This is a genomic window from Gordonia alkanivorans, from assembly GCF_004011905.1.
Taxonomy (GTDB): Bacteria; Actinomycetota; Actinomycetes; order Mycobacteriales; family Mycobacteriaceae; genus Gordonia; species Gordonia alkanivorans.
The window spans coordinates 4,628,852-4,651,010 of sequence record NZ_CP027114.1 but is presented as its reverse complement, the minus strand read 5'-3'; the positions used below and the strand labels follow the sequence as shown (position 1 = coordinate 4,651,010).

The 22,159-nt window shown below is 68.0% G+C and carries 17 protein-coding genes and 1 tRNA gene; 9 read left to right on the top strand and 9 right to left on the bottom strand.

Annotated elements, in window-relative coordinates; genetic code table 11:
• The gene (locus C5O27_RS21110) at nt 1–642 is read right to left on the bottom strand and encodes a DNA-3-methyladenine glycosylase (protein ID WP_127963589.1); all 642 of its coding nucleotides are present in this window, start codon (nt 640–642) and stop codon (nt 1–3) included.
• Between C5O27_RS21110 and C5O27_RS21105 the strand changes: the two genes are divergently transcribed.
• From C5O27_RS21105 to C5O27_RS21085, 5 genes are all read left to right on the top strand, one after another.
• Entirely contained in the window at nt 620–1,057 is a 438-nt protein-coding gene (locus C5O27_RS21105) for a type II toxin-antitoxin system Rv0910 family toxin (RefSeq protein ID WP_006359717.1), read from the top strand. The two genes, C5O27_RS21110 and C5O27_RS21105, sit on opposite strands and share 23 nt — an antisense overlap.
• A gap of 87 nt (nt 1,058–1,144) precedes the next feature.
• Nucleotides 1,145–2,857, top strand: coding sequence for a substrate-binding domain-containing protein (locus C5O27_RS21100; RefSeq protein ID WP_127963588.1), 1,713 nt, complete (start codon nt 1,145–1,147; stop codon nt 2,855–2,857).
• A 60-nt stretch (nt 2,858–2,917) separates the two neighbouring features.
• A complete protein-coding gene (locus C5O27_RS21095) occupies nt 2,918–3,424 on the top strand; it encodes an FMN-binding protein (protein ID WP_035754844.1) in 507 nt (168 codons plus the stop codon).
• A 26-nt stretch (nt 3,425–3,450) separates the two neighbouring features.
• Nucleotides 3,451–4,338 (top strand): FAD:protein FMN transferase, encoded by an 888-nt coding sequence (locus tag C5O27_RS21090; protein ID WP_081474354.1) that lies wholly within the window; start codon nt 3,451–3,453, stop codon nt 4,336–4,338.
• Entirely contained in the window at nt 4,335–5,930 is a 1,596-nt protein-coding gene (locus tag C5O27_RS21085) for an oxidoreductase (protein ID WP_006359721.1), read from the top strand. The genes C5O27_RS21090 and C5O27_RS21085 overlap by 4 nt, the downstream gene beginning before the upstream one ends.
• Before the next feature lie 54 nt (nt 5,931–5,984).
• Here the strand turns inward: C5O27_RS21085 and C5O27_RS21080 are convergent, their stop codons facing one another.
• On the bottom strand, nt 5,985–6,935 hold the full coding sequence (locus tag C5O27_RS21080) for a proline dehydrogenase family protein (RefSeq protein WP_127963587.1): 951 nt from the start codon (nt 6,933–6,935) through the stop codon (nt 5,985–5,987).
• On the bottom strand, nt 6,932–8,584 hold the full coding sequence (pruA, locus tag C5O27_RS21075; protein WP_006359723.1) for an L-glutamate gamma-semialdehyde dehydrogenase: 1,653 nt from the start codon (nt 8,582–8,584) through the stop codon (nt 6,932–6,934). The genes C5O27_RS21080 and pruA overlap by 4 nt, the downstream gene beginning before the upstream one ends.
• Nucleotides 8,585–8,659: 75 nt before the next feature.
• Here pruA and C5O27_RS21070 point away from each other — a divergent pair, with 75 nt between their 5' ends.
• Entirely contained in the window at nt 8,660–10,267 is a 1,608-nt protein-coding gene (locus C5O27_RS21070) for a PucR family transcriptional regulator (RefSeq protein WP_127963586.1), read from the top strand.
• A 121-nt stretch (nt 10,268–10,388) separates the two neighbouring features.
• Here the strand turns inward: C5O27_RS21070 and C5O27_RS21065 are convergent, their stop codons facing one another.
• The 3 genes from C5O27_RS21065 to C5O27_RS21055 form a co-directional block, all read right to left on the bottom strand.
• Nucleotides 10,389–12,560, bottom strand: a complete 2,172-nt coding sequence (locus C5O27_RS21065; protein ID WP_127963585.1) for a glutamine synthetase III family protein — start codon at nt 12,558–12,560, stop codon at nt 10,389–10,391.
• 191 nt (nt 12,561–12,751) lie between these two features.
• Complete coding sequence (locus tag C5O27_RS21060) at nt 12,752–14,743, bottom strand: gamma-glutamyltransferase family protein (RefSeq protein WP_127963584.1); 1,992 nt, start codon at nt 14,741–14,743, stop codon at nt 12,752–12,754.
• 16 nt (nt 14,744–14,759) lie between these two features.
• Nucleotides 14,760–16,133, bottom strand: coding sequence for an MFS transporter (locus tag C5O27_RS21055; RefSeq protein ID WP_127963583.1), 1,374 nt, complete (start codon nt 16,131–16,133; stop codon nt 14,760–14,762).
• 140 nt (nt 16,134–16,273) lie between these two features.
• On the opposite strand from C5O27_RS21055, the gene C5O27_RS21050 reads away from it, so the two are divergent.
• Nucleotides 16,274–16,714 (top strand): SRPBCC family protein, encoded by a 441-nt coding sequence (locus C5O27_RS21050; protein ID WP_127963582.1) that lies wholly within the window; start codon nt 16,274–16,276, stop codon nt 16,712–16,714.
• A 7-nt stretch (nt 16,715–16,721) separates the two neighbouring features.
• On the opposite strand, the gene C5O27_RS21045 is transcribed toward C5O27_RS21050, so the two are convergent.
• Both C5O27_RS21045 and C5O27_RS21040 read right to left on the bottom strand, forming a co-directional pair.
• Nucleotides 16,722–18,350, bottom strand: a complete 1,629-nt coding sequence (locus tag C5O27_RS21045) for an MFS transporter (protein ID WP_127963581.1) — start codon at nt 18,348–18,350, stop codon at nt 16,722–16,724.
• A gap of 55 nt (nt 18,351–18,405) precedes the next feature.
• Entirely contained in the window at nt 18,406–19,098 is a 693-nt protein-coding gene (locus C5O27_RS21040) for a TetR/AcrR family transcriptional regulator (protein ID WP_127963580.1), read from the bottom strand.
• 151 nt (nt 19,099–19,249) lie between these two features.
• Here C5O27_RS21040 and C5O27_RS21035 point away from each other — a divergent pair, with 151 nt between their 5' ends.
• A complete protein-coding gene (locus C5O27_RS21035; RefSeq protein WP_127963579.1) occupies nt 19,250–20,473 on the top strand; it encodes an oxygenase MpaB family protein in 1,224 nt (407 codons plus the stop codon).
• Nucleotides 20,474–20,509: 36 nt separating this feature from the next.
• Here the strand turns inward: C5O27_RS21035 and C5O27_RS21030 are convergent, their stop codons facing one another.
• The gene (locus C5O27_RS21030) at nt 20,510–21,799 is read right to left on the bottom strand and encodes an acyltransferase (protein ID WP_127963905.1); all 1,290 of its coding nucleotides are present in this window, start codon (nt 21,797–21,799) and stop codon (nt 20,510–20,512) included.
• A 252-nt stretch (nt 21,800–22,051) separates the two neighbouring features.
• Between C5O27_RS21030 and C5O27_RS21025 the strand changes: the two genes are divergently transcribed.
• Nucleotides 22,052–22,127 (top strand) — tRNA-Arg (locus C5O27_RS21025).
• The last annotated feature ends 32 nt before the right edge of the window (nt 22,128–22,159 follow it).

Here is a 22,159-nt window from a genome sequence, read left to right as displayed (position 1 = left end):
TCAGCCGCCGGCGCGCGGGTGACGGCGGTACCCCGACACGGTCGGGTGACCGTCGAAGAAGAATCGCCACGAAACGTCGGCCGCGCGTCGTACGCCGACGCGCGGTCCGGAGGCCACCGGCAGGTCGGGGAGCGGCCCGCCCGGAGATGTGTCGAGAGTCACAGGGGTGTGCGGATCGGCGAGAACGGTGCCGAGATCGGCCATCGTGATCCCGAGCGCGCGGCAGAGGTTCCCGGGGCCGCTGGCGAGCCGGTCGTCGGACACCGGCCTGGAGCGCGCGGCACCGCGTCGGTCACGTGCCAGCTCGACCCCGTCGACCACCTCGCCGGCCCTCAGCAGGACCGCCGCCGCAGGTCCCGGCCCCCGCACCACGATGTTCGCGCAGTGATGGCCGTGGATGCGGTAGACGTACAGGCGGCCCGGCGGGCCGTACATGATCTCCGATCGGGCCGTTCGCGTGTACGCGTGCGACGCCGGATCGTCGGGTCCGGCGTAGGCCTCCACCTCGGTGACCAGGATCGTCACGCCGTGACCCGTCAGGTGCGCGCCGAGCAGCGCCCGGGCCTGATCGGCCACCGGCGCGGGAAAGTCGGAGGTGCGGACACTAGGCTCTGGGACCATGGCGAAGACGAGTGACTCCATCGAGGTTGAACTGTCTCCGGAAGATACCTGGGCGGCCGCCTCGGACCTGTCCCGGTACGACGAATGGTTGCTGATCCACGACTCCTGGCGCAGCCCGCTCCCGGCCTACGAGGACCTGGCCAAGGGCACGCAGATCGCCTCGATCGTCGTCGTGAAGGGCACCCGGGTCCGCTTCGACTGGGTCGTCGAGAAGTTCGACCCGGTGTCGCACGTACGCCTCAAGGGGAGCGGCAAAGGCGGCGTGAAGGCCAAGCTCGATCTGGGCATCCTTCCCACTTCGATCGGATCGGAAGTAACCTTCACTGTTGATCTGGGTGGGTTGCCGCTGATCGGGCCCGTGGGTAAGACCGCGGCCCTGGCGGTGTCGGGAGATCTGCGGAAGTCGCTGCAGCAATTCCGAGAGATCTTCGGCTGACCCGTGCGTGACGTCACGCGGGGGCGGATGACGGCGATGCGTCAGGCGGTGTGAGGACACCGCCATACGAGGGGAACGAGAGTAACTATGGGGCGTCACAGCTCAGATGCCGATCGCGGCGGGAACGAATGGACCCGGGCTGCCGCGAGCAGCGGGGGACCCGCGAGCGGCGCGAGCCGGTCCGATGACGACTTCGGCTTCGAGCACCGCGAGGCCGGCAGCGGTCGCCGCGGCGGCTGGCTGTGGGCGATCGTCGCCCTGGTCGCGGTCGTCGCCCTCGTCACCGGGGTGATCATCTGGCAGGCCGGCTCCGGGGGTTGCGGTGATCGCACCCGGGTCGCCGTCGCCTCCGACGCCGCGATGACCGGCCCCCTCCGCGAGGTGGCACGACAGGCATCCGCGGACTCCTGCTACGACTACGACGTCCAGACCGCCGCCGGCGCCGACGTGCCCGGCCTGTTGACGCAGGGCGCCGCGGCGCCCGACCTCTGGGTCGCCGACTCTCAGGTGCAGGCACGCCGCGTGACGACGCAGGTCCGCCGCGACCTCGATCTGGTGGCACCCTCCATCGCCTCGACCCCGACCGTCGTCGCCGGGGAGAACGTCCCCGAACTGGGCACGTGGGTCGAGGTCATGAAGCTCCCCGACCTCAGGACCGGTAGCCCCGTCGACACCAGCACCGGCGATGCCCCGATCATCGGTGCGCTCGCGGCCGTCGACGCCGGCGAGCTTCCGACTGAGAAGTTCACCGAGGCCATGACGATCTTGGCGATCCAGCAGAACAACGCGCGTCTGACCAACGACAACGAGGGCACCCGACTCAACCTGGCGAACACCTCGGGTGTGCCGGTCGTGACGACCGAGCAGCAGTACGAGCTCTTCATGCGCACCCATCAGGGGTCGAAGCTGACGTCGACCATCCCCGCCTCGGGCACCGTCATGCTCGACTACCCCCTGGTGAACACCGCATCTGCGGCTCGCCAGCAGGTGGCCGACGAGGCGGGGGCCGCGCTCGTCGCGGCGCTGGGCACTGATTCCGGTCGCAAGGCGCTGACCGACGCGGGCTACCGCGACGCCGACGGCAACGGGGTCGGCGAGCCGGTCAAGGAGCTGCAGCTGCGCGACCCGTCGTCGGTCGACAAGGCGCTGCGTCAGTGGCAGGTCCTCGGCGTGCCGATCCGCAGCCTCGTCGTCCAGGACACCTCGGGGTCCATGGAGACACCTGCCGGTGGCACCACCCGCGCGGGTCTGCTCATCGACGCCTCCCAGACGGGCCTGAAGCTGTTCCCCAACAACACGATGATCGGTGGCTGGGCATTCGGCGTCGACAAGGGCGGCGACGGTCAGGACTGGCTGGAGATGGCGCCCATCCGGCGGCTCGACGCGCGTTCGGGCAGTGGGACGCACCGTGATGCGCTCAGCCGGGCGATGGAGGAAGGCCTGTCCGACCTGGGTGGCGGTACGGGCCTCTACGACACCACGCTCGCGGCGTTCAAGAAGGTCCAGGACACCTACGACCCGAACTACTCCAACAGCGTCATCATCATGACCGACGGCCAGAACGAGGATCCGAACAGCATCAGCCTGGACGAACTGCTGGCCGAGCTGAAGCGACTCGAAGATCCGGCACGGCCGGTGCTGGTACTGACCATCGGCATCTCCGACGACGCCGACTCCGACGCGCTCAAGCAGATCGCCGAGGCCACCGGCGGCACCACCTATGTCGCCGAGAACGCCGCCGACATCCGGACCGTGTTCGTCGACGCCATCCAGGCGCGTGTCGCTGCGGCCGGTCGCTGACCGGCGGCGATTCGGCGAGCCAGCGGGGCGGCGCGCCGGGCGATCAGGGACAATGGGCCGATGACCTCCACTTCGAACACTGCCCCGTCCGAATCTGAGCTGTCCGGTTCGAGCCGTTCGTCGGTTCTGCTGCGTACCGGCGGCGTCCTCGCGGCGGTGGCGGCCGTCGGTCTCGCCGCCGGGGCCTGTTCCTCCGACGACTCCGGCTCCGGCAGCACCACCGCTGCGGACACCTCCACCGCGACAGTCACCGACGGCGCCACGGGCGAGGAGTACAAAGACGGCGAGTACACCGCGGAAGGCGGGTACATCTCACCCGGCGGACCGCAGAAGGTCGGCGTCACCGTCACCCTGTCGAACGACGTCATCACCGCGGTGTCGGTCGACACGAGCCAGACCAAGGGCCCGTCGGTGGAGTACCAGGGCAAGTTCGCCGGCGGGATCTCGGATGTCGTCGTGGGCAAGAACATCAACGACATCGATGTCGACAAGGTCTCCGGCTCGTCGCTGACCTCGGGTGGCTTCAACGAGGCGATCGAGAAGATCAAACAGGAAGCCATCAACTGAGTTCGACCGGCGTGACCACCCCCGGCATGAATTCTCCTGCAGCCATCCATGACTGGGTGTTCGACGCCATCGGTACCCGGTGGACGGTCACGACACCGGCGCCACTGCCCGACGACGTCGTCGACGCGGTGCGCGCCGAGATCGACCGAATCGACCTGGCCTGGTCGAGATTCCGCGACGACTCGGCGGTCGCCGAGATGGCGCGGACGGCCGGACGCCACCCGATCGCGGAGTCGGATCAGCCGCTCGTCGACTGGTACCGCAGGCTCTATCGGCTGACCCGCGGTGCGGTCACACCGCTGGTCGGACAGACCCTTGCCGACGCCGGTTACGACGCGGACTACACCCTGCGGCCCGCCGCCCGGGTGGCCGGGATCCCGGGTTGGGACGAGGTGATCGCCGGCCATGACGGCGCGCTGGAACTGCGCCAACCCGCGCTGCTCGATGTCGGTGCGGCGGGAAAGGGTTTCGCGGCCGACCGGGTGGCGGAGATCGTCGGGCGGGCCACCGATGACTTCGTCGTCGACGCCGGTGGCGACATGGTCGTCTCACCCCGCACCCGCGGGCTGAGGGTGGCGCTGGAGCACCCGATGGACCCGACCAAGGCGATCGGCGTGGTCACGCTCGACGCCGGGGCGATCTGCGCGTCGGCGAGCAATCGTCGGGTGTGGGCGGACTGGCATCACATCGTCGACCCCCGCACCGCCTCACCTGCAAGGGAGGTGCTGGCCACGTGGGTGATCGCACCGTCGGCGATGGAGGCCGACGGGCTGGCGACCGCGCTGTTCTTCACCCCGGCCGCGTTCCTGCGCGGCGACTTCGACCATCACGCGGAGGGTTTTCATCACGTGACCGTCCGGCGCAACGGCAGTGTCGAACACACCGCGATCCCCGGATTGGAGTTGTTCCTGTGACGACCGGCGTTTCGACGACCAGACCCACCGCGTTCTTCCCGCGGATCCTCGCGCCGTTCGATGCCACGCGGCGACACCTGACCCCGTACCGGGCGGTGTTGTGCGGGCTGGTCCTTCTCGCGGTCGCGGCCTTCGTGGTGTCTGCGGTCGACGCAGACTTCGGTTACGGACCAGACGAACTCGCGGTGTGGCTGCTGGTGGCGGTCGGGGTGAGCGGCCTGGCCACCTATCTGTTAGCGGCCGTGTTCCGGGTGCCGCCGAATTCCGATTCGTGGCTCATCACCGGACTGATCCTGTTCTTCGTGGTGCCCGGCGGTTCGGTAGACACCGCGGTCGCGACCGTCGCAACGGCGGCGGTGATCGCCGCGGCGTCGAAATACGTTCTGGCATGGCGTCGACGGCTGATCCTGAACCCGGCGGTCGCCGGCGCCGTCGGCTGTTATGCGCTGGCCTACGCCGGTGTCGACGGACTGAGCTACCCGTTCTGGTGGGTGGCGGCCGAGCCGCTGCTGATCCCGATGATCGTCATCGGCGCGGCCGTGGTCACCCTGGTCCGCGAGTGGCTCCTCGTGGCCGTGTTCCTCGTCGCGTCGCTGGTGACGATCGGCGTGGTCGAACTGGTTCGCGGCGGCCAGGATCTGTCGACGTGGGTCGTGTCGTCGCCGATGCTCTTCGTCGCGGCCGTCATGCTGCCCGAACCGCTGACATCTCCGGCGCGACAGCCGCATCGGCTGATCTACGCGGCCCTGGTCGGGGTGCTGATGCACTGCCAGTACACGGTCGAGGTGACCGACTCGTACACACTGGCTTTCGTGCCGGAGATCGCTCTGCTCGTCGGCAGCCTGTACGCCTTCGCAGTACGCCTGGCGACGCGCACCGCGCGCCGGGTGCGCCTCGACGTCGAGACCGCGTCACTGGCCGACCGCACCTACGTGTTGCGCGGTGAACCCGCCGGTGGCGCACCGTCGTTCCGGGCGGGGCAGTGGTCGAGTGTGAGTGTGCCGCGGTGGTCGGCGCCGGTGTGGACCGGTTCGCGCCGGGTGTTCTCGTTCGTGTCCGCGCCGAGGGAGGCGCCGGTCGAGTTCGGTTTCACGGTCGCGGGGGTGCCGTCGTCGTTCAAGGCCGCCCTCATCGACGGCCGTGCCCGGCGCGCGTGGGTCGACGAGATCGGTGGCGACTTCGTCCTCCCGCGGGTGTTTCCGGCCAAGGGCAGGGTCGTGCTCCTCGCGTCGGGTATCGGGATCACGCCGTTCGTGTCGATGGTGCGGTCGCTTGACGGCGCCGACCTGTCGGGACTGACCGTGGTCCATGTCTTGCGCTCGTCGGAACGGACCGTCTACGACGACGAGTTGGACTCTGCCAGAGGGGCCTCGGCACGGGTGGTCACGGTCATCGCGCCGGAACTCGCCGACGGCGTCGACGATCCCGACCGTCTGGCGGAGCTCGTCGGTCCGGACATCGCGGGTGCGCACTACTACGTGTCGGGCACACCGGGATTCGTCGAACGCACCTCGTCGACGATCCGGCATCTCGATCCGTCGACCAGGTTGCGTCCGTGGCGTATCCACACCGACTCGTTCACCGGTTACTGATGGGCTTCGAATATCCCTGCGAGATCGTCACCCCTGACGCGGGAGTTCGGCGCTCTACCCGGCCAGCGCCCGCAAGAAGAAGCCGAGATTCGCCGGTCTCTCCGCGAGGCGACGGACGAAGTAGCCGTACCACTCGGTGCCGTATGGGATGTACACGCGCACTCGGGCGCCCGACTCGACGAGCCGTCGCTGCTCGTCAACCCGGATGCCGTACAGCATCTGGTGCTCCCACGTGCCGGGGGCGCGGTCGAACTCCGCCGCCAGGATCGAGGCCTCCTCGATCATCGTCGGGTCGTGGCTGGCGACCATTGGATAGCCGTTGCCCTTCATCAGGATTCGCAGGCAGCGGAGGTAGGCCTCGTCGACCTGGTGACGGTCGGGGTAGGCGACCGCCGGCGGTTCGGCATAGGCGCCCTTGCACAACCGGATTCGTGCGCCCGTTGCCGCGAACTCGGCGCAGTCGGCCTCGGTACGACGCAGATACGCCTGCAGCACGGTCCCGACCTCGGGGAAATCCTGTCGCAGTGACCGCACGATGGCCAGACGCTCGTCGACGGTCGCGTGATCCTCGGCGTCGATGGTGATCAGTGCCCCGGCGTGGTGCGCTGCCGCGGTGATGGTCCGGGCGTTCTCCTCGGCGATCTTGGCGCCGTGTTCGGGCAGCCGTTGACCCAGCGCAGTGAGTTTCACCGACACCTCCAGCGCACCCGGACGTACCGGACCCAGGCCCGGCATCGCTTCCAGCAGAGACACATAGGCGGCGACCGTGGCGTCGGCCTGTGATTCGTCGACGGTGTCCTCGCCGAGGAAGTCGATGGTCACCGCCAGCCCGTCGTCGAGTTCTCCTCGGATGGCGGCGAGGACGTCGTCGAGCGTTTCGCCGGGCACGAACCGGCGCACGACCTTCTCGGTCACCGACCATCGCTGCGAGGTCTGTTTGATCCGTTCGCTGCGCGCCGCGGCGGCGATCGTCGGGCGCAGGAGGGTGTCGAAGAGCGTGCTCAACTGGAGACCCCCGTGAAGTCGGTGCTCATGTGCGGGTACCGGGTCGTGGTCGGCGGTGTGAACGTCTCCTTGATCGTGCGGCTCGACGTCCAGCGCAACAGGTTCTGCTTCGACCCCGCCTTGTCGTTCGTGCCCGACGCCCGACCGCCACCGAACGGCTGTTGGCCGACGACGGCACCGGTCGGCTTGTCGTTGATGTAGAAGTTTCCGGCCGCATTGCGGAGCCGGTCCGACGCGAGAGCGACCGCCGCGACGTCGGTCGCCATGACCGCGCCGGTCAGCGCGTACTTCGCCGTCGTGTCGACCAGGTCGAGCACGGTCTCGTAGTCGGCGTCGTCGTAGACGTACACCGCCAGGATCGGGCCGAAGTACTCCGTGGAGAACGACTCGTCCCGCGGGTCGTCGGACAGCAACACGGTGGGGCGCACGAAGTACCCGACCGTGTCGTCGACCTGCCCGCCGACGGCGACGGTGACCTGCGGCGAGGACTTGGCGCGCCGCAGCGCCGCGATGTTCTTGTCGAAGGCACGCTGATCGATCAGGGCGCCACCGAAGTTCGACAGGTCGCGGACGTCACCGTAGGTGATTTCGGCTGTCTCGCCGAGGAAGTCGTTACCCATCTTGTCCCACACCGACCGGGCGATGTAGGCGCGTGAGGCGGCCGAGCACTTCTGGCCCTGGTACTCGAACGCGCCGCGGATCAATGCCGTTCGGAGAGCGTGCGGTTCGGCGGAGGAATGGGCGACGATGAAGTCCTTGCCGCCCGTCTCGCCGACCAGGCGCGGGTAATTGCGGTACTTGTCGATGTTGTTGCCGACCGCTCGCCACAGGTACTGGAAGGTCGTGGTCGATCCGGTGAAGTGGATTCCGGCCAGGTTCTCGTCGGCGAGAACCACATCCGACACGGCACGTCCGTCGCCGTGGACGAGGTTGATGACTCCGGGAGGCAGTCCGGCGGCTTCGAGGAGTGCCATCGTGTACTGCGCCGAATACGCCTGTGTGGGAGAGGGCTTCCAGATCACGGTGTTGCCCATCAGCATCGGCGCCGTCGGCAGATTCGCGGCGATGGCGGTGAAGTTGAACGGGGTGACCGCGTAGACGAATCCGTCGAGCGGACGCTGATCGAGCCGATTCCAGACACCCGGTGACGACACCGGTTGTTCGGCGAGTATCTCGCGTGCGAAAGCGACGTTGAACCGCCAGAAGTCGGCGAGCTCGCAGGGCGCGTCGATCTCGGCCTGCTGCACCGACTTCGACTGGCCGAGCATCGTCGCGGCGGCGATCCGTTCACGCCACGGCCCCGACAGCAGTTCGGCCGCGCGCAGGATCACCGCGGCCCGGTCGTCGAAGCTGGTGTGCGCCCAGTCGTCCTTTGCGTCCATCGCGGCGTCGACGGCCGCACGGGCGTCGTCGTGCGTGGCGTTGGTGAGGAATCCGAGCACCTCGTGGTGCGCATGCGGCTGCACGACGTCGATCTGATCGCCGTGCCCGAGATGCAGTCGACCGCCGATGATGTGCGGCAGCTCGCGTCGGCCGGCGCTGGACTGGCGGGTGAGTTCGTTGACGATCCGGGTGCGCTCGGGCGACCCGGGGGCGTAGGTGTGCACCGGCTCGTTGACCGGGCGAGGGGGAGTGGTGATGGCGTCCATGACGTCAGTTCACCTGCGGAGGGCGTTCCCGCGATATGGCCGATCGGCAAACCGGACAGCCGTAGCCTTGTCCGTATGGACAAATCTCCGGGCGTCGCGCTCGGGTGTCTCATCCTGGCCCTGGACCGGACGGTGGCGACCCTGGTCACCGCACCGCAGGGACTCGACGTGCCGGTGCGGAGCCTCGCGATGATCGACATCGACGACGTCCACTTCGGCCTCGGTCGCGCGGCACGGTCGGCCGATGTGTTCCTGCTGGTCGGCCTGCCCGACGAGGTGAGCACCGAACTGCTGGCCGGCCTCGGCATCCATCGCCCCGTCGCCGTCATGAGCAAGACGTCGTCGGCGACCCTCACCGACCTCGCCGATCGACTCGGTATCGCGGTCGTCGCCATCGACCCGCACGCCCGGTGGGAGCGCATCTACAACCTCGTGTCGCGCGTCCTCGACACCGCGCGGCGTTCGCCGGACGACGGCGAGTCGATGGAGTCGGGCGCCACCGGTGATCTCTTCGAACTCGCGGCCGAGGTCGCACGGCGCACCGGCGGACTGATCAGCATCGAGGACGAGCGATCGCACGTGCTGGCCTACAGCACGGCCGGCGACGAGGCCGACGATCTGCGACGGTTGTCGATCCTCGGCCGCGAGGGCCCGCCGGAGATGCTCGCCTGGCTTCGGCAGTGGGGTGTGATGGACGCGCTGCGCACGTCGGCGCGGGTGGTCGCGGTCGACGCGCGAACCGACCTCGGCCTGCGGGAACGCCGCGCGGTCGCGATCCGGGCCCCGGGCACGGCCGAGTTTCTGGGGGTCGTCTGGTTGCAGCGCGGTGCCGGACCGTTCGCCGACGACACCGACGAGGTGCTCACCGGAGCGGCCGCGGTCGCCGCCCGGGTGATCGCCCGTCGTCGATCCGCGGGCACCGAACACGACGAACTGGTCCGTCGGCTCCTCGGCGCGCGCGGCGACATCATCGACGTCGACGCACTCGCCGCTCAGCTCGGCGTCGACCCGTCCGTCGCAGTGGTCCTCGTCGGATTCGCGACGACCGGTTCGGCCGAAGGCGCCTCGGTGCCGTTGTCGGAGAACGCCACTCGCATCTCCGCGCTCACCCTGCACGCCAGCGCGTTCAGTCCGCTGTCGGTGACCTCGACCATCGGCGACCGTGCCTACGTGGTGCTCCCCGGTGTGACGGATGGTGCCGCGGTCGAATGGGCGCGGGTGTCTGTCGACGTGACGCAGCGGCAGTTCGGTTTTCGCATCCGCGCGGTGGTCGCCGGACCCCACACCCTCGCCGCGGTACCCGAACTGCGCAGCCAGATCGACCGCGTGCTCGACGCGGCTTCCCTCGAAGGCCAACTGATCGACGACGTCACCACCGTCGCGGGCTCACGCACCGGGGTCCTGCTCGGCGAGATCGTCGCGCTCCTCGCCGAGAACCCCGACCTCGTCGACCCGCGGGTCTCTGACCTCGCCGACCTCGACGCCCGCACCGGTAGCGATTTCACCGTCTCCCTGCGCGCCTACCTCGACCGTTTCGGCGACGTCCGGTCGGCCGCCAACGATCTGCACGTCCACCCGAACACGTTGCGCTACCGCATCCGACGCATCGAGACCCTCACCGGGATGGACCTCGAGGACCCGGCGACCCGGCTTGTCGTGGCATTGTCGTTGCGGGTGCGGTAGGAGCTGAAAACCGCCCCCGAAAACCACCCTGTGCAGCGGCACCGACGACACTATGTCTTCGGCGCCGCCGTGGAGGGTCGACCTCAGGGGCGGTTTCCAGCTCGGGTGAGTACCCGAGATGTCAGAGGATCGTGAGCATCTCGTTGTAGGTGGGCAGCGGCCAGAGGTCGTCGGCGACGATGCTCTCGAGCGTGTCCGCGACCTCGCGCACCGCGGCCATCGCCGGGATCAGCGTCTCGTGTGCGTACTTCGACTCCTCGTAGGTGCTCTCGCCGTGCATACCCGCGATGCCCTCGTCGAGGGTGACCACGGCGGCGTGCAGTGTGCCGATCAGTTCGGTGATCTCGGTGAGAAGCGGTGTGGAAGATTCGATCCCGGCCATCTTCAGCGACGCGGCGGTGCCGGCGAGCTCGCCCTGGTAGCGGATCGCGGCCGGCATGATCATCGTCTTCGCGATCTCCGCGGTCTCCTTGGCCTCGACGAGGATGGTGAGCCCGTAGTACTCGAAGATGACGTCCTCGCGGGCCTCGAGTTCACGGGCCGACAGCACCCCGTACTTCTCGAAGATCTCGACGACCTCGGGTGCGGTGTACTCGGTGACGGCGTCGACGGTGGTGCGGAGGTTCTTGAGACCGCGCGCGGCGGCCTCTTCCTGCCACTCGTCGGAGTAGCCGTTGCCGTTGAAGATCACGGCACCGTGGGCGTTGACGATCTCCTGCAGCACCTTCTGCACGGCGTCGTTGAGGTCGGCGCCGTCGGCGAGCAATTTCTCCAGTTCGGAGGAGATGTAGTCGATGGAGTCGGCCAGGATGGTGTTGATCGCGACCATCGGGTCGGAGATCGATTGGTTGGAACCCGGTGCGCGGTACTCGAATCGGTTGCCGGTGAACGCGAACGGGCTGGTGCGGTTGCGGTCGCCCGGGTCGGCTTTCAGCGGCGGTAGGGTGTCGACGCCGAGCTCGAGGACGCCGGCCGTCTTGGAACCGGTGGCGCCACCCTTGGCGATCTGCTCGAAGACGTCCATCAGCTGCTCGCCGAGGAAGATCGAGATGATCGCCGGCGGAGCCTCGTTCGCACCCAGACGATGATCGTTCGACGCCGACGCGACGGCGGCGCGCAGCAGGCCGCCGTAGGAGTGGACGGCGCGGATGATCGCACCGCAGAAGGTGAGGAACTGCATGTTCTCGTGCGGGGTGTCGCCGGGGTTGAGCAGGTTGCCCTGGTTGGCATTTCCGAGTGAGAAGTTGACGTGCTTGCCCGAGCCGTTGACGCCGGAGAACGGCTTCTCGTGCAGCAGGCACTTCATGCCGTACTTCTCCGCGACCGCCTTCATCGTGGTCATCATCAGCTGCTGGTGATCATGGGCCAGCACCGAGCGCTCGAAGACCGGTGCGATCTCGAACTGGCCGGGGGCGACTTCGTTGTGGCGGGTCTTGGCCGGGATGCCCTGCTTGAACAGCTCGCGGTCGAGTTCGATCATGAACGACAGCACGCGTTCGGGGATGGCGCCGAAGTAGTGGTCGTCGAACTCCTGACCCTTCGACGGCGGGGCGCCGAACAGGGTGCGGTTGGAGGTCATCAGGTCGGGGCGCGCGTAGAAGAAGTGCTCGTCGATCAGGAAGTACTCCTGCTCCGCGCCGGCGTAGGAGACGACGGTGTCGACGTTCTCGTGGCCGAAGAGCTTCAGCAGACGCATTGCCTGCTTGCTCATGGCCTGCTGGCTGCGCAGGAGCGGGGTCTTCTTGTCCAGTGCCTCACCGGTCCACGAGATGAAGATCGTGGGGATGCACAGGGTGTTGCCGTTCGGGTTCTCCAGGATGTACGCCGGGCTCGTGACGTCCCAGCCGGTGTAACCGCGGGCCTCGAAGGTGCCGCGCAGACCGCCGTTGGGGAAGCTCGACGCGTCGGGCTCACCCTGCAGCAGCGTCTTGCCGGCGAACTCGGCGAGCGACGCACCGCTCGAATCGGGTTCGAGGAACGAGTCGTGCTTCTCCGCCGTGAATCCGGTGAGTGGGTAGAAGACGTGCGCGTAGTGGGTGGCGCCCTTCTCGATGGCCCAGTCCTTCATCGCGACCGCGACGTAGTCGGCGAGGGTCGGGTCCATCGGGCAGCCGGTGTCGATCGTTGCCGCGACCGCCTTGAAGACATGCTTCGGCAGGCGCTTCTTCATGACCGACAAGCTGAACACGTTGCGTCCGAAGGTGTCTGCCAACGGCTCGGTGAATCCGGGTGCCGACACCTCGTAGGTCGTCACGGCCTCGATGGCCTGACGGCGGGACATGCTGCCACTCATGGTTACTCCTGGTGTTTATCGTCGACCACCGGCAGGTCGGCACGACGACGTCGCTAGGTTGTCGCTGGTTGCGAGCGACTCGACGCTATGAGCTGGGTGTATGCGCCCCGTTGCCCCCGTGTGACGCTGAGGAAAACTAGTGTCCCGGCAGGTGTCTCGGCACAATTCGTCCGTTCGGACGACTCAGCAGCTCACTGCAGCGTGGCGTCGTCGCCCATCACGGCACCTTCACGACGCGGGTCGGCGCCGCCGATCCACCCGGAGTCGTGGCGCATGATCGCGCTGAGACCGCTGGACTGTTCGTCGACGGACACCTCTTCGCCCCGTTCGCGGAGGCCCCGCACCAGCGGATCGTGCGCGCCGTCGTCGGCGGTGTCGACCAGTGGGTGTTCGCCACCGACGTTCGACGTCGGGGTGTTGGCCGAGCCGAAGTCGATCATCGACACCGCCTGCTGCGGGTTCAGGCCCCAGTCCAGCATTCCGACAAGGGTTTTCACGACGAACTGGATGATGACCGATCCGCCCGGCGAACCCAGCGCGGCGATCACCTGTGCCGGCGCGCCGTCGGTGCCCGGTTGCATCACCAGGGTCGGCGCCATCGACGACCGCGGACGCTTACCGGGGGACACCCGGTTGGCGAGCAGGGCGCCGTCGTCGTCGCGCGGTTCGGCCGCGAAGTCGGTGAGCTGGTTGTTGAGCAGGAAGCCGTCGACCATGTGGTAGCTGCCGAACGCCGATTCGATGGTCGTCGTCATCGATGCGACGTTGCCGTAGCGGTCGGCGACGGTGATGTGGCTGGTGCCGTGTTCGTTGCCGGGATGCGAACCGAGCGGGACCGGACCGAGGTCCCCGGCCGGTGCCTCACCCAGGGAGGAATCGGGTTTGATCAACCCGGCGCGCGCCTGCAGATATGCGGGATCGAGGATGGTCTCGACGCCGCGTCCCGGCAGCGGCACGAAATCCGGGTCGGCGACGTACTTGTCACGGTCGGCATAGGCGAGTCGCTCGGCCTCGGTGATCAGGTGCACCGCTGCGGGATCCGGCCGGCCACCGTCCCGGCTCGCCTCGGCGTCGCCGTCTGACTCGGTGGGGCCCATCGTCGGCAGGTCGAAGTTCTCCAGGATGCCCAGCGTGGAGGCGACGGCGATGCCGCCCGACGACGGTCCGGGCATGGCGACGATCTGGCGGCCGCGGTACTCCGTCACGATGGGTTCGCGGGCGATCGCCCGGTAGTCGCGCAGGTCGTCGACGGTCATCAGGCTCGGCGTCATACCGCCGGCGGTGCTGCCCGCTTCGGCGACGATCGCCTGGGCGAGCGGGCCGTCGTACATCGCGTCGGCGCCGTCGGCGGCCAGAACGCCAAGGGTTTTGGCGTACGCCGGGTTGACCAGGTCGGTGCCCGCGGGCTTCGCCGTGCCCTCGCCGGTCAGGAAGTAGGTGCGGGCCTCCTCGTCGGCCTTCAGCTCCGGTGCGGAGGCGGCGATCGCCCCGGCCAGTCGTGGGCTGATCTCGAAACCGCTGTCCGCCAGGGTGATCGCCGGTTCGAACAGGTCGCGCCAGGCCTGCTTGCCGTACTCGCCGTGGACCATGTCGAGCATCCGCAGCACGCCGGGGACGCCGATCGATCGTCCCGACGCGCGGGCACTCGGTACGGGCGGCGCCGGGTCGGTCGGGGAGATCTGCGTCAGGTAGGTCTCGGTGGCGGCCGCGGGTGCCGTCTCGCGGCCGTCGAAGGCGCGCACCGTGTTCGACGCCGCGTCGTAGTAGAGGGCGAAGGCGCCGCCGCCGATACCCGACGACTGCGGTTCGACGAGCCCGAGCACCATCTGCGCGGCCACCAGGGCATCGGCCGCGGTGCCACCGTCGCGCAACACCTCGCAGGCCGCGCGGGTGGCCAGCGGATTGGCCGTCGCCGCGGCGTAGGTCCCGGTCCGGACCGGCTTCATCCCGCTGCGGTAACCTGATGCGATCTCGGGTCGGGTCGCGATGTCGGTGGGGGCGGCCGAGGCCTCCTGGGCGTCGATGAGCTCGCCGTTCGGGATCTCCGCGCAGGTGACCGGCGCGGCGGACGGTTCGTCGGCGTCGGACCCGCACGAGGCGACGACCAGCGTGGCGGCGACCGCGACCACCGTCAGCCGGAGGCCGCGGGATCCGAGATGATGACTTCCCCGACGGCGTCTCATGGACCTCAGCGTACGGTCACCGCGCAGGGCGGACCGACCGAACGGCGATGCCCACCCCGATCACCGCGAGACAGGCGAAACCGAACGTCAGCAGTCGTGCCGACCCGACCGCGTCGGCGCCGAAGCTGACGAGCAGACCGGCCGCAGCCGACCCGACGGTGTTGGCGACCATCTGCACGGAGTTTATGCCCGCCGATGCGCGCGCGGCTTCGGCCTGGTCGTCGGTGATGCCCATGGCGGCGGTCGCGATGTGCGGGAAGGCCATGCCGATGCCCATGCCGGCGACGACGAGGCAGACATACCAGCCGGCGATCGCGATCGGTGCGGTCGAGGACTGGAGGAGGCCGTAACCGGCCAGGCCCGCGGCGAGGAACGCCGGCCCCGCGACGCGGGCGGCCGATGCCGAGCGGCCGTGGGCCCACGTGCTGCTGGCTATCTGCGCGACCGTCCACCCGGTCGACAGCGCGGCCGGCAGAAGACCCGCGGTGAAAGGTGACAGCCCGCCGACCTGCTGGCCGAACAACGGGAGGAAGGCCTCGGCGGTCGACCCGGCCGCCAACACCGCGATCGAGAGGTAGATCCACTTGAGGGGATTGCCCACCGAATAGGTGAGACGGGGGAGCAGGCCGGTGTCACCGCGTCGATCGACGGCCACGAAACCGAGCAGGGCGAGCAACGCGACACCGCCGAGAACCACGACCGCCGTCGTCGAACCGGAGATCGCGGCCACCGAGACCGCCCCGGCTGCGACGGTCACCGCTGCCAGCGATGCCCATGGCAACGGGTGCCGGTCGCCGGAGCCGCGACCGCGCGGCAGCACCCGGGCGGCCACCGCGGCGATGGCCAGCGTGACGACGGTCAGGAACCAGAAGGAGCCCCGCCACAGTCCGACCTCGGCGAACATGCCGCCGATCGCCGGACCCACGATGTTGCCGACACCCCACATCGCCGAGATCATCGCCACGGCCCGGCCCCAGATGCGCTGCGGCAGGGCGATCTGCACGACCGCGAACGCCAGGCCGGTGAGAAGTCCGCCGCCGAGTCCCTGGATCAGCCTGCCGATCAACAGGATCGGCATGGTCGGGGTGAGCGCGCAGACCAGTGAGCCCGCGGCGAACGCGGAGAACCCGATCAGATAGGCGCCCCGGGCGCCGAACTGGGCCAGCGCGCGCGTCACTAACATCGACGCCACGACGGAGGCGATCAGGAAGACCGTGACGACCCAGGCGTAGAACTGTTCGCCGCCGATGTCGGCGACGGTGCTGGGCAGCGAGGCCGAGGTGAGGAAGGTGTTGATGGCGAAGACGAGGATGCCGCCGGCGAAGACCGACACCGCGGCGCGGTGTTCACGGGCGAGTAGTTCGGACCATCCGCCCGTTGACGTCGACACCGTCTGAAGGAATATCGGACCCGGCGACGGGGGGCAAATCGGTGGGCCGTGTCCCGCGCCCGGAAGCGGTACCGACCGCATAGTGTCGATCGGGAACAGCACGGCCACACCGGGCCGGGCACGCGAGAACGGGGTAGAGCGTGGGAGTGGTACGTCATCAGGCCGTGGTCGATGCGCCTCGGGACAAGGTCTTCCAGTACGTCGACGGGTACCAGAACGTCCCCGAGTACCTGATGGGTGTGACCCGCTTCGAGCCGCGGACCGAGCAGACCCAGGGTCTGGGCTCCGTCTTCGAGCTGACGATCGACGTCGGTCCGAAAAAGCTCAAGTCGGTCGTGGAATGCACCCGGTACGGCGTCGACGAGCTGATCGAACTCAAGGCGATCGAGGGTTTCCAGGCCGACACCACCTGGCGGTTCCTCGACGCGAACAAGGGCACCGAACTGCAGGTGGAGTTCAGCTACACCCTGCCCGGCGGCATCGCGGGTCGAGTGCTCGGTGGCATCGTCGGGCCGTTCGCCGCCCAGGCCATCAAGCACACGGAGGCCACCATCGCGAAGAACGTGGTCGCCGGGGGCTGAGCACGTCTCACGTCCCGGTGACCCCGTCGGCGGTGTCGTCGCCGTGCGCGACGACCCGATTCGGCAGGTTCCTCGAGAAGAGCAGCGCCAGCACGAGCAGCACGAACACGATGAACAGGGCCTGCTGGATCGCGGCGACCTGCGCGTCGGCGTAGGCCTCGGACACGGCCTGCGCGGCGGACTCCGAGCCGCCGGAGTCCAGGACCAGGGTGCGTGCCTGATCCGCCGAGATGATGGGCACCCCGGCGTCGTCGACGGTGGAGACGATCTGCTGTTGCTCTGTGGCGGACAGTGATTCGGTGTCGCCGACGGTGGAGAGGAAACCCGACGACAGCAGGAGGATGAACACCGAACCGGCGACCGCCGTACCGAACGACGAGCCGAGGTTCTGGAAGGTGCCCTGTAGTCCGCCGACCTCGGAGGTGTCCTTCTCCTCGACCGCGGACATGTTGACGTTGCCGAGTTGGGAGGCGAGGAGGCCGAAACCTGCTCCGACGACGAACATCCCGATGGCGAAGGCCACGTTGCGCAGGTCGACCCCGACCGCGGCGATCACGAAGAGGACGCCGATGGCCATGATGATCTGCCCGCCGCGGGCGATGAAGCGGGCGGAGCGTCGTGCGGTGAGCCAGGAACCGAGGACCGAGAACAACACCAGGCCCACCGACAGCGGCAGGATCTTGATCCCGGTCTGCAGGGCATCGCGTCCCAGCATCGTCTGCAGGTAGACGGGCACCACGAAGAAGAGCGCGGCGATCGCGAAGTACTGCGCGAGGAACCCGCCGAGTCCGCTGCGCAGCGCGGGTATCCGCAGCAGTTCGACGCGGAGCAGCGGCTGCCGGCCGGTACGGGCAAGGGCGCGTTGACGATCGACGAACAACCAGAGCACGACGACGCCGATCAGCAACAGGTAGGCGACGGGGGACACGCCCAACGGCGCGATCTCGTTCCCGTTGATCTCCGGCGGATGCTGCGGCTTCAGCCAACCCCAGGTCTTCGACTGCAGCACACCGTAGACGATGAGCGCCAGGCCGCCGGCCGACGCGAGAACGCTCAGCGGATCGATCCGCACATCGCGGTCACGTTCGACGTCGTGGATCAGGCCGGCCGCGAACAGGACGATCACCATGACGACGGTCTCCGCGACGAAGACGTACCGCCAGGAGGCGTAGGTGGTCATCAGGCCGCCGAGCAGTGGGCCGACGGCAGCGGCGAGTCCGGTCACCGCGCCGAGGACCGAGAAGGCGGTGACCCGGGCCTTCCCGGTGTAGTTGATGGCGGCCAGGGAGGCGATCGCCGGGATGACGAGCACCGCCCCGAGTCCCTCGACCAGGGACCAACCCAGCATGAGAACGGTCAGGTTGGGGCTCAATGCGGTGGTGAGCGAGCCGATCCCGTAGATGACCGCGCCGATCTTGAAGGCTCGGGCCCGGCCCATGAGATCGCCGAGTTTGCCGCCGGTCAGCATGAACGCCGCCATCGTCAGCGCGTAGAACGTGATCGCGGCCTGCATGCCGGTGATCGAGGTGCCCAGATCGGCGGCCACGACCGAGATTGACACGTTCATGACGGTGCTGTCGAGCACCATCACGAACTGGGAGACCGCGAGGATGACGATGACCGACCACGAACGCATCGCGGAACTCCCCTCAGCTGGACGGTGATCCGACGATTGTCCCAGCCGGGAGCCGTCAGCGCGGCGGATCGAGCATCGGGACGAGGAATCGTCTCGCGATGTCGGCCAACTGGGCGTCGTCGGTGATGTCGACGACGCGACTCGGCACGGTGAGGAACGACGCCGAGATGCGCACCATCATCTCGGCCACGATCTCGATGTCGAGGTCCTCGGAGATGTTGCCCGCCAACTGTTCTCGTCGTAGTTGAGCGGCCACGAACTGCTGCACGACGGAGAGCAGGAGGCCGTCGTCGCCGATCATCGATTCGATGAGCATGCTCGACTCGGAGTCGGCCATCCCGCTGATCAGGGGGTTGCTCGCGACGGCCCGCAATGATCCGACAAATCCGACGACCACGCGCTCGGCCACCGTCTGCGCGGCCGGGATGTCGGCGCGGAACTGGTCGAAATAGCGCCGGAACTCGCGGAGGACCACCTCGTCGACGAGGGCGTCCTTGGTGGCGAATTTCCGGTAGAGGGTCACCCGAGTGACGCCCGCGTTCTTGGCGACCTTCTCCATGGGTGTCCGCTGGATGCCGAGTCGGCAGAAGAGGTCGAAGGCGGCGTCGAGAAGACGTTCGGCCGTCGGGTCGGATTCGGTGTCGGTGGGGTTCACGGACCCGAGGAACGCGCGGTGGATCACCGAGCTCGACGACGAACCGACCGGCATCAAGCCCGGACCGGGGATGTCCGCAGCGGACGACGGCATCGGCGATTCCCTTCGGTGTGGCGATCGATCTGCCCGGATCAACGATCGCAAATCCGAGAATGTCGGAGTGTCCTGAGTCTCTCGATGCTATCAAGGATACAAGGTTACGAAGATTGTCACATTGATACATCGGACTGAACGGGACGGGGCCATGCACGATCTGAACAGGCGCAAGCTACTCAAGGCAGGAGGGGTCGTCGGAGCGGCCGGGGCGGTGGCCGCGGTGGCCCCGGCGACCCCGTGGACGTGGTCGCCGGCGAACTCGCTGCCGGGCCGCGGTGCGGGCGCCGACCCGCGCACCCTCTGGGACGACGAGGCCGACCCGGTGATCGCGAAGGTCATCGACAGTGGTCAGGCGCCGAAGGTCAACAAGCTGCTGCGGACCTGGCACAAGAACTCGCAGCCGCTGCCGGCCGGGCTGCCGCCGGAGCTGCGCGACTTCATGGAGCACGCGCGGCAGCTGCCGTCGTGGACCGACCGGTCCAAGCTGGCCGCCGCGGTGAGGTTCAACCAGAAGCGCGGCACGTACCTCGGCATCATCTACGGCTTCGCGAGCGGCATGATGAGCACCCTCATCCCCAAGGAGGCGCGGGCGGTCTACTACTCCAAGGGTGGATGGGACCTCAAGGACCGCATCTCCAAGACCGCCAAACTCGGCTACGACATCGGATCTCTCAACGCCTACCAACCCGACGGCGAGATGGTCGTCACCTGCCTGAAGACCCGGATGGCACATGCCGGCGTCCGACACCTCCTCCCGCAGTCACGGCACTGGGTGCACTCCGCATCGGAGGATGTGCCGATCAGCCAGGCCGACATCATGGTGACCTGGCACAGCCTGCCGACCACCGTGATGCGCAACTTCGAGAAGTGGCAGGTGCCGATCGCTGCCGACGAGTCGGCGGGCTTCCTGCATTCGTGGCAGATCACCGCGCACATGCTGGGTGTCAAGGATGAGTACATCCCGGCGTCGTGGAATGCCGCCGAATCCCAGGCGAGGCAGGTGCTCGACCCGATCCAGCACCCCACGCCGGAGGGTCGCAAGCTCGCGGACATGCTGCTCGACCTGGGTATGAATCTGGACCTGACCCTGCTCTCACGCGGAGTGCTCGGGGCGTTGACCCGATTCATGCTCGGCGACAAGGCCGCCGACGGGCTGAACATCCCGCGCGAACCCGTGTGGACGCCGCTGCTGGAGACGGCCTGGACGCCGTACGTACTGGTCCGTGAAGGCCTGCTGAACGTCGGGATGCCGCGCGAGGCGTACTGGATGATCGACGAATTCCTCCGCCAGTTCGTCCTCTTCTACATGTCGGAACTGCGGATGCCGATCAACATCGAGATCCCGGTGTTCAACAACCCCAAGTACCGGTGACTGCGGCGATCGACCTCTGTTTGACTGCCGACGAGGCTACGAGGTTTCGGCTGCGACCTTTCGGTCCTGCTTCTTCTCGCGCTTCGGCAGCAGGGGGATGCGGGGCCGGGCGGTCAGCCATTTGCTGAACGGGAGGCGCAGCAGTAGGTCGACGACGATCAGCGAGCTGGTGAGAACGACCGCGATGAGGATCAGCGACCGCAGGATCGCCGAGTGCGGGAACCACTCGAACAGCCCGCTGAGGAATCCGACGCGTCCGAGGACGTCGAGGATGAGCGGGTGGACGGCGAAGACGCCGAACGCGCGCAGTGTCGCCTGCGAGACGAACTTCGCCGCGGCCGGACGGCCCGCTGCGCGGCGGTCGTCCCAGACGAGACCGATCAGCCACAGCAACACGAACCCGCCCACGAGCCACGGCAGCGACACCGGATTCCAGGCGGTGTTCGCCTTCCACGGGACATTGCCCGGCGAGGTCGCCAGCAGGTAACCGGCGACGGTGAAGGCCGCACATCCCGCGGCGACGAGCACCACCGTGGCCATGTGTTCACGCAGCCACTTGTCCACGGCCTGCTGGTGCTGCGCCGCGAGCACACCCATGGCGACGAACAGCGCGTACATCGGCAGCGTCTTCCAGAGGTGGTGATAGGCGACGTCCCAGGCGGCGCCCGACGGCCGCGGCAGGTACTGGTAGATGACGAACATCGTGATCTGGATGAGCGCGCCACCGGACAGCAGGAGCCACGGCCGGTTGCGGCCGCGGTCGAAGATCCAGGAGATGAGCGGGAAGAACAGATAGATCTGCATCGAGATCAGCAGGAAGTACAGCTGGTACTTGCCCTCGCCGACGAACAGGTCGTGCACGAGCCCGGAGAGCCACTCGCCGGCGGGCGGGAAAGGGTTGTCCCGGATGATCACGTGATCGGTGACCGCGTAGATGAGCGTCCAGGCGAGATAGGGGCCGACGACCAGGCCGAAGCGACGACGCCAGAACTGCGCCGGCGACATCTCGCGCCCCTGCATGCTCAGCACGAGGACGTAGAGCGTCACTGCGACGAACCCGTAACGGGTGAGGTGGCACAGGGTGCCGACCAGATTGGCGCCGCGGACCTCGTCGGGCCCGCCGTTGATCGCGTTCACACTGTGCGCGACCACCACGAAGGTGAACAAGAACACGCGCACGAAGTCGGCGGTGTGAGCGCGAGAGCGCGATTTCCCGAACGGGGTGGCAGCCGGGGTCGTCGTCGCCGGCGCGACGCCGGTCGTGTCCGACTCCGCAGACGTGCCGGTCTCGCTGTCGGCGGTGCGCGCCGAGCCCGCTGCGTGCACCAACGCAAAGACCTCCCCGGTTGACCAAACTGTTACCCGACCGAAGTGTACGGGCCGAATCTGGCAGGAACCCCAATGCCGGGTGGATCCAGTGGCGACAATCACAGCCCGAATTGCCCGGTTCGTGCCTCCTGTCGACTATAGCGACGATCGGAAGCGGGTGCCGGATGGAGATGGTGCGGTCGGCGTCGAGCGCTGACGTAGACTGCCGTGTGGTCGTCACGCGGTGTCGCGCGCCGGCCTGGTTACTGCGCCTTCGTAGCTCAGGGGATAGAGCAACCCTCTCCTAAAGGGTAGGTCGTAGGTTCGAATCCTACCGAGGGCACCACTTGCCATTTCCTGGCTCGAACCTGCGCTCTG

Excerpts from the sequence above, each read along its gene's own strand:
- C5O27_RS21105 (WP_006359717.1), top strand. The coding sequence starts at position 620 with ATGGCGAAGACGAGTGACTCCATCGAGGTTGAACTGTCTCCGGAAGAT.
- C5O27_RS21110 (WP_127963589.1), bottom strand. The coding sequence starts at position 642 with ATGGAGTCACTCGTCTTCGCCATGGTCCCAGAGCCTAGTGTCCGCACC.
- C5O27_RS21100 (WP_127963588.1), top strand. The coding sequence starts at position 1,145 with ATGGGGCGTCACAGCTCAGATGCCGATCGCGGCGGGAACGAATGGACC.
- C5O27_RS21070 (WP_127963586.1), top strand. The coding sequence starts at position 8,660 with ATGGACAAATCTCCGGGCGTCGCGCTCGGGTGTCTCATCCTGGCCCTG.
- pruA (WP_006359723.1), bottom strand. The coding sequence starts at position 8,584 with ATGGACGCCATCACCACTCCCCCTCGCCCGGTCAACGAGCCGGTGCAC.
- C5O27_RS21095 (WP_035754844.1), top strand. The coding sequence starts at position 2,918 with ATGACCTCCACTTCGAACACTGCCCCGTCCGAATCTGAGCTGTCCGGT.
- C5O27_RS21090 (WP_081474354.1), top strand. The coding sequence starts at position 3,451 with ATGAATTCTCCTGCAGCCATCCATGACTGGGTGTTCGACGCCATCGGT.
- C5O27_RS21035 (WP_127963579.1), top strand. The coding sequence starts at position 19,250 with ATGCACGATCTGAACAGGCGCAAGCTACTCAAGGCAGGAGGGGTCGTC.
- C5O27_RS21045 (WP_127963581.1), bottom strand. The coding sequence starts at position 18,350 with ATGCGTTCGTGGTCGGTCATCGTCATCCTCGCGGTCTCCCAGTTCGTG.
- C5O27_RS21060 (WP_127963584.1), bottom strand. The coding sequence starts at position 14,743 with ATGAGACGCCGTCGGGGAAGTCATCATCTCGGATCCCGCGGCCTCCGG.
- C5O27_RS21040 (WP_127963580.1), bottom strand. The coding sequence starts at position 19,098 with ATGCCGTCGTCCGCTGCGGACATCCCCGGTCCGGGCTTGATGCCGGTC.
- C5O27_RS21065 (WP_127963585.1), bottom strand. The coding sequence starts at position 12,560 with ATGAGTGGCAGCATGTCCCGCCGTCAGGCCATCGAGGCCGTGACGACC.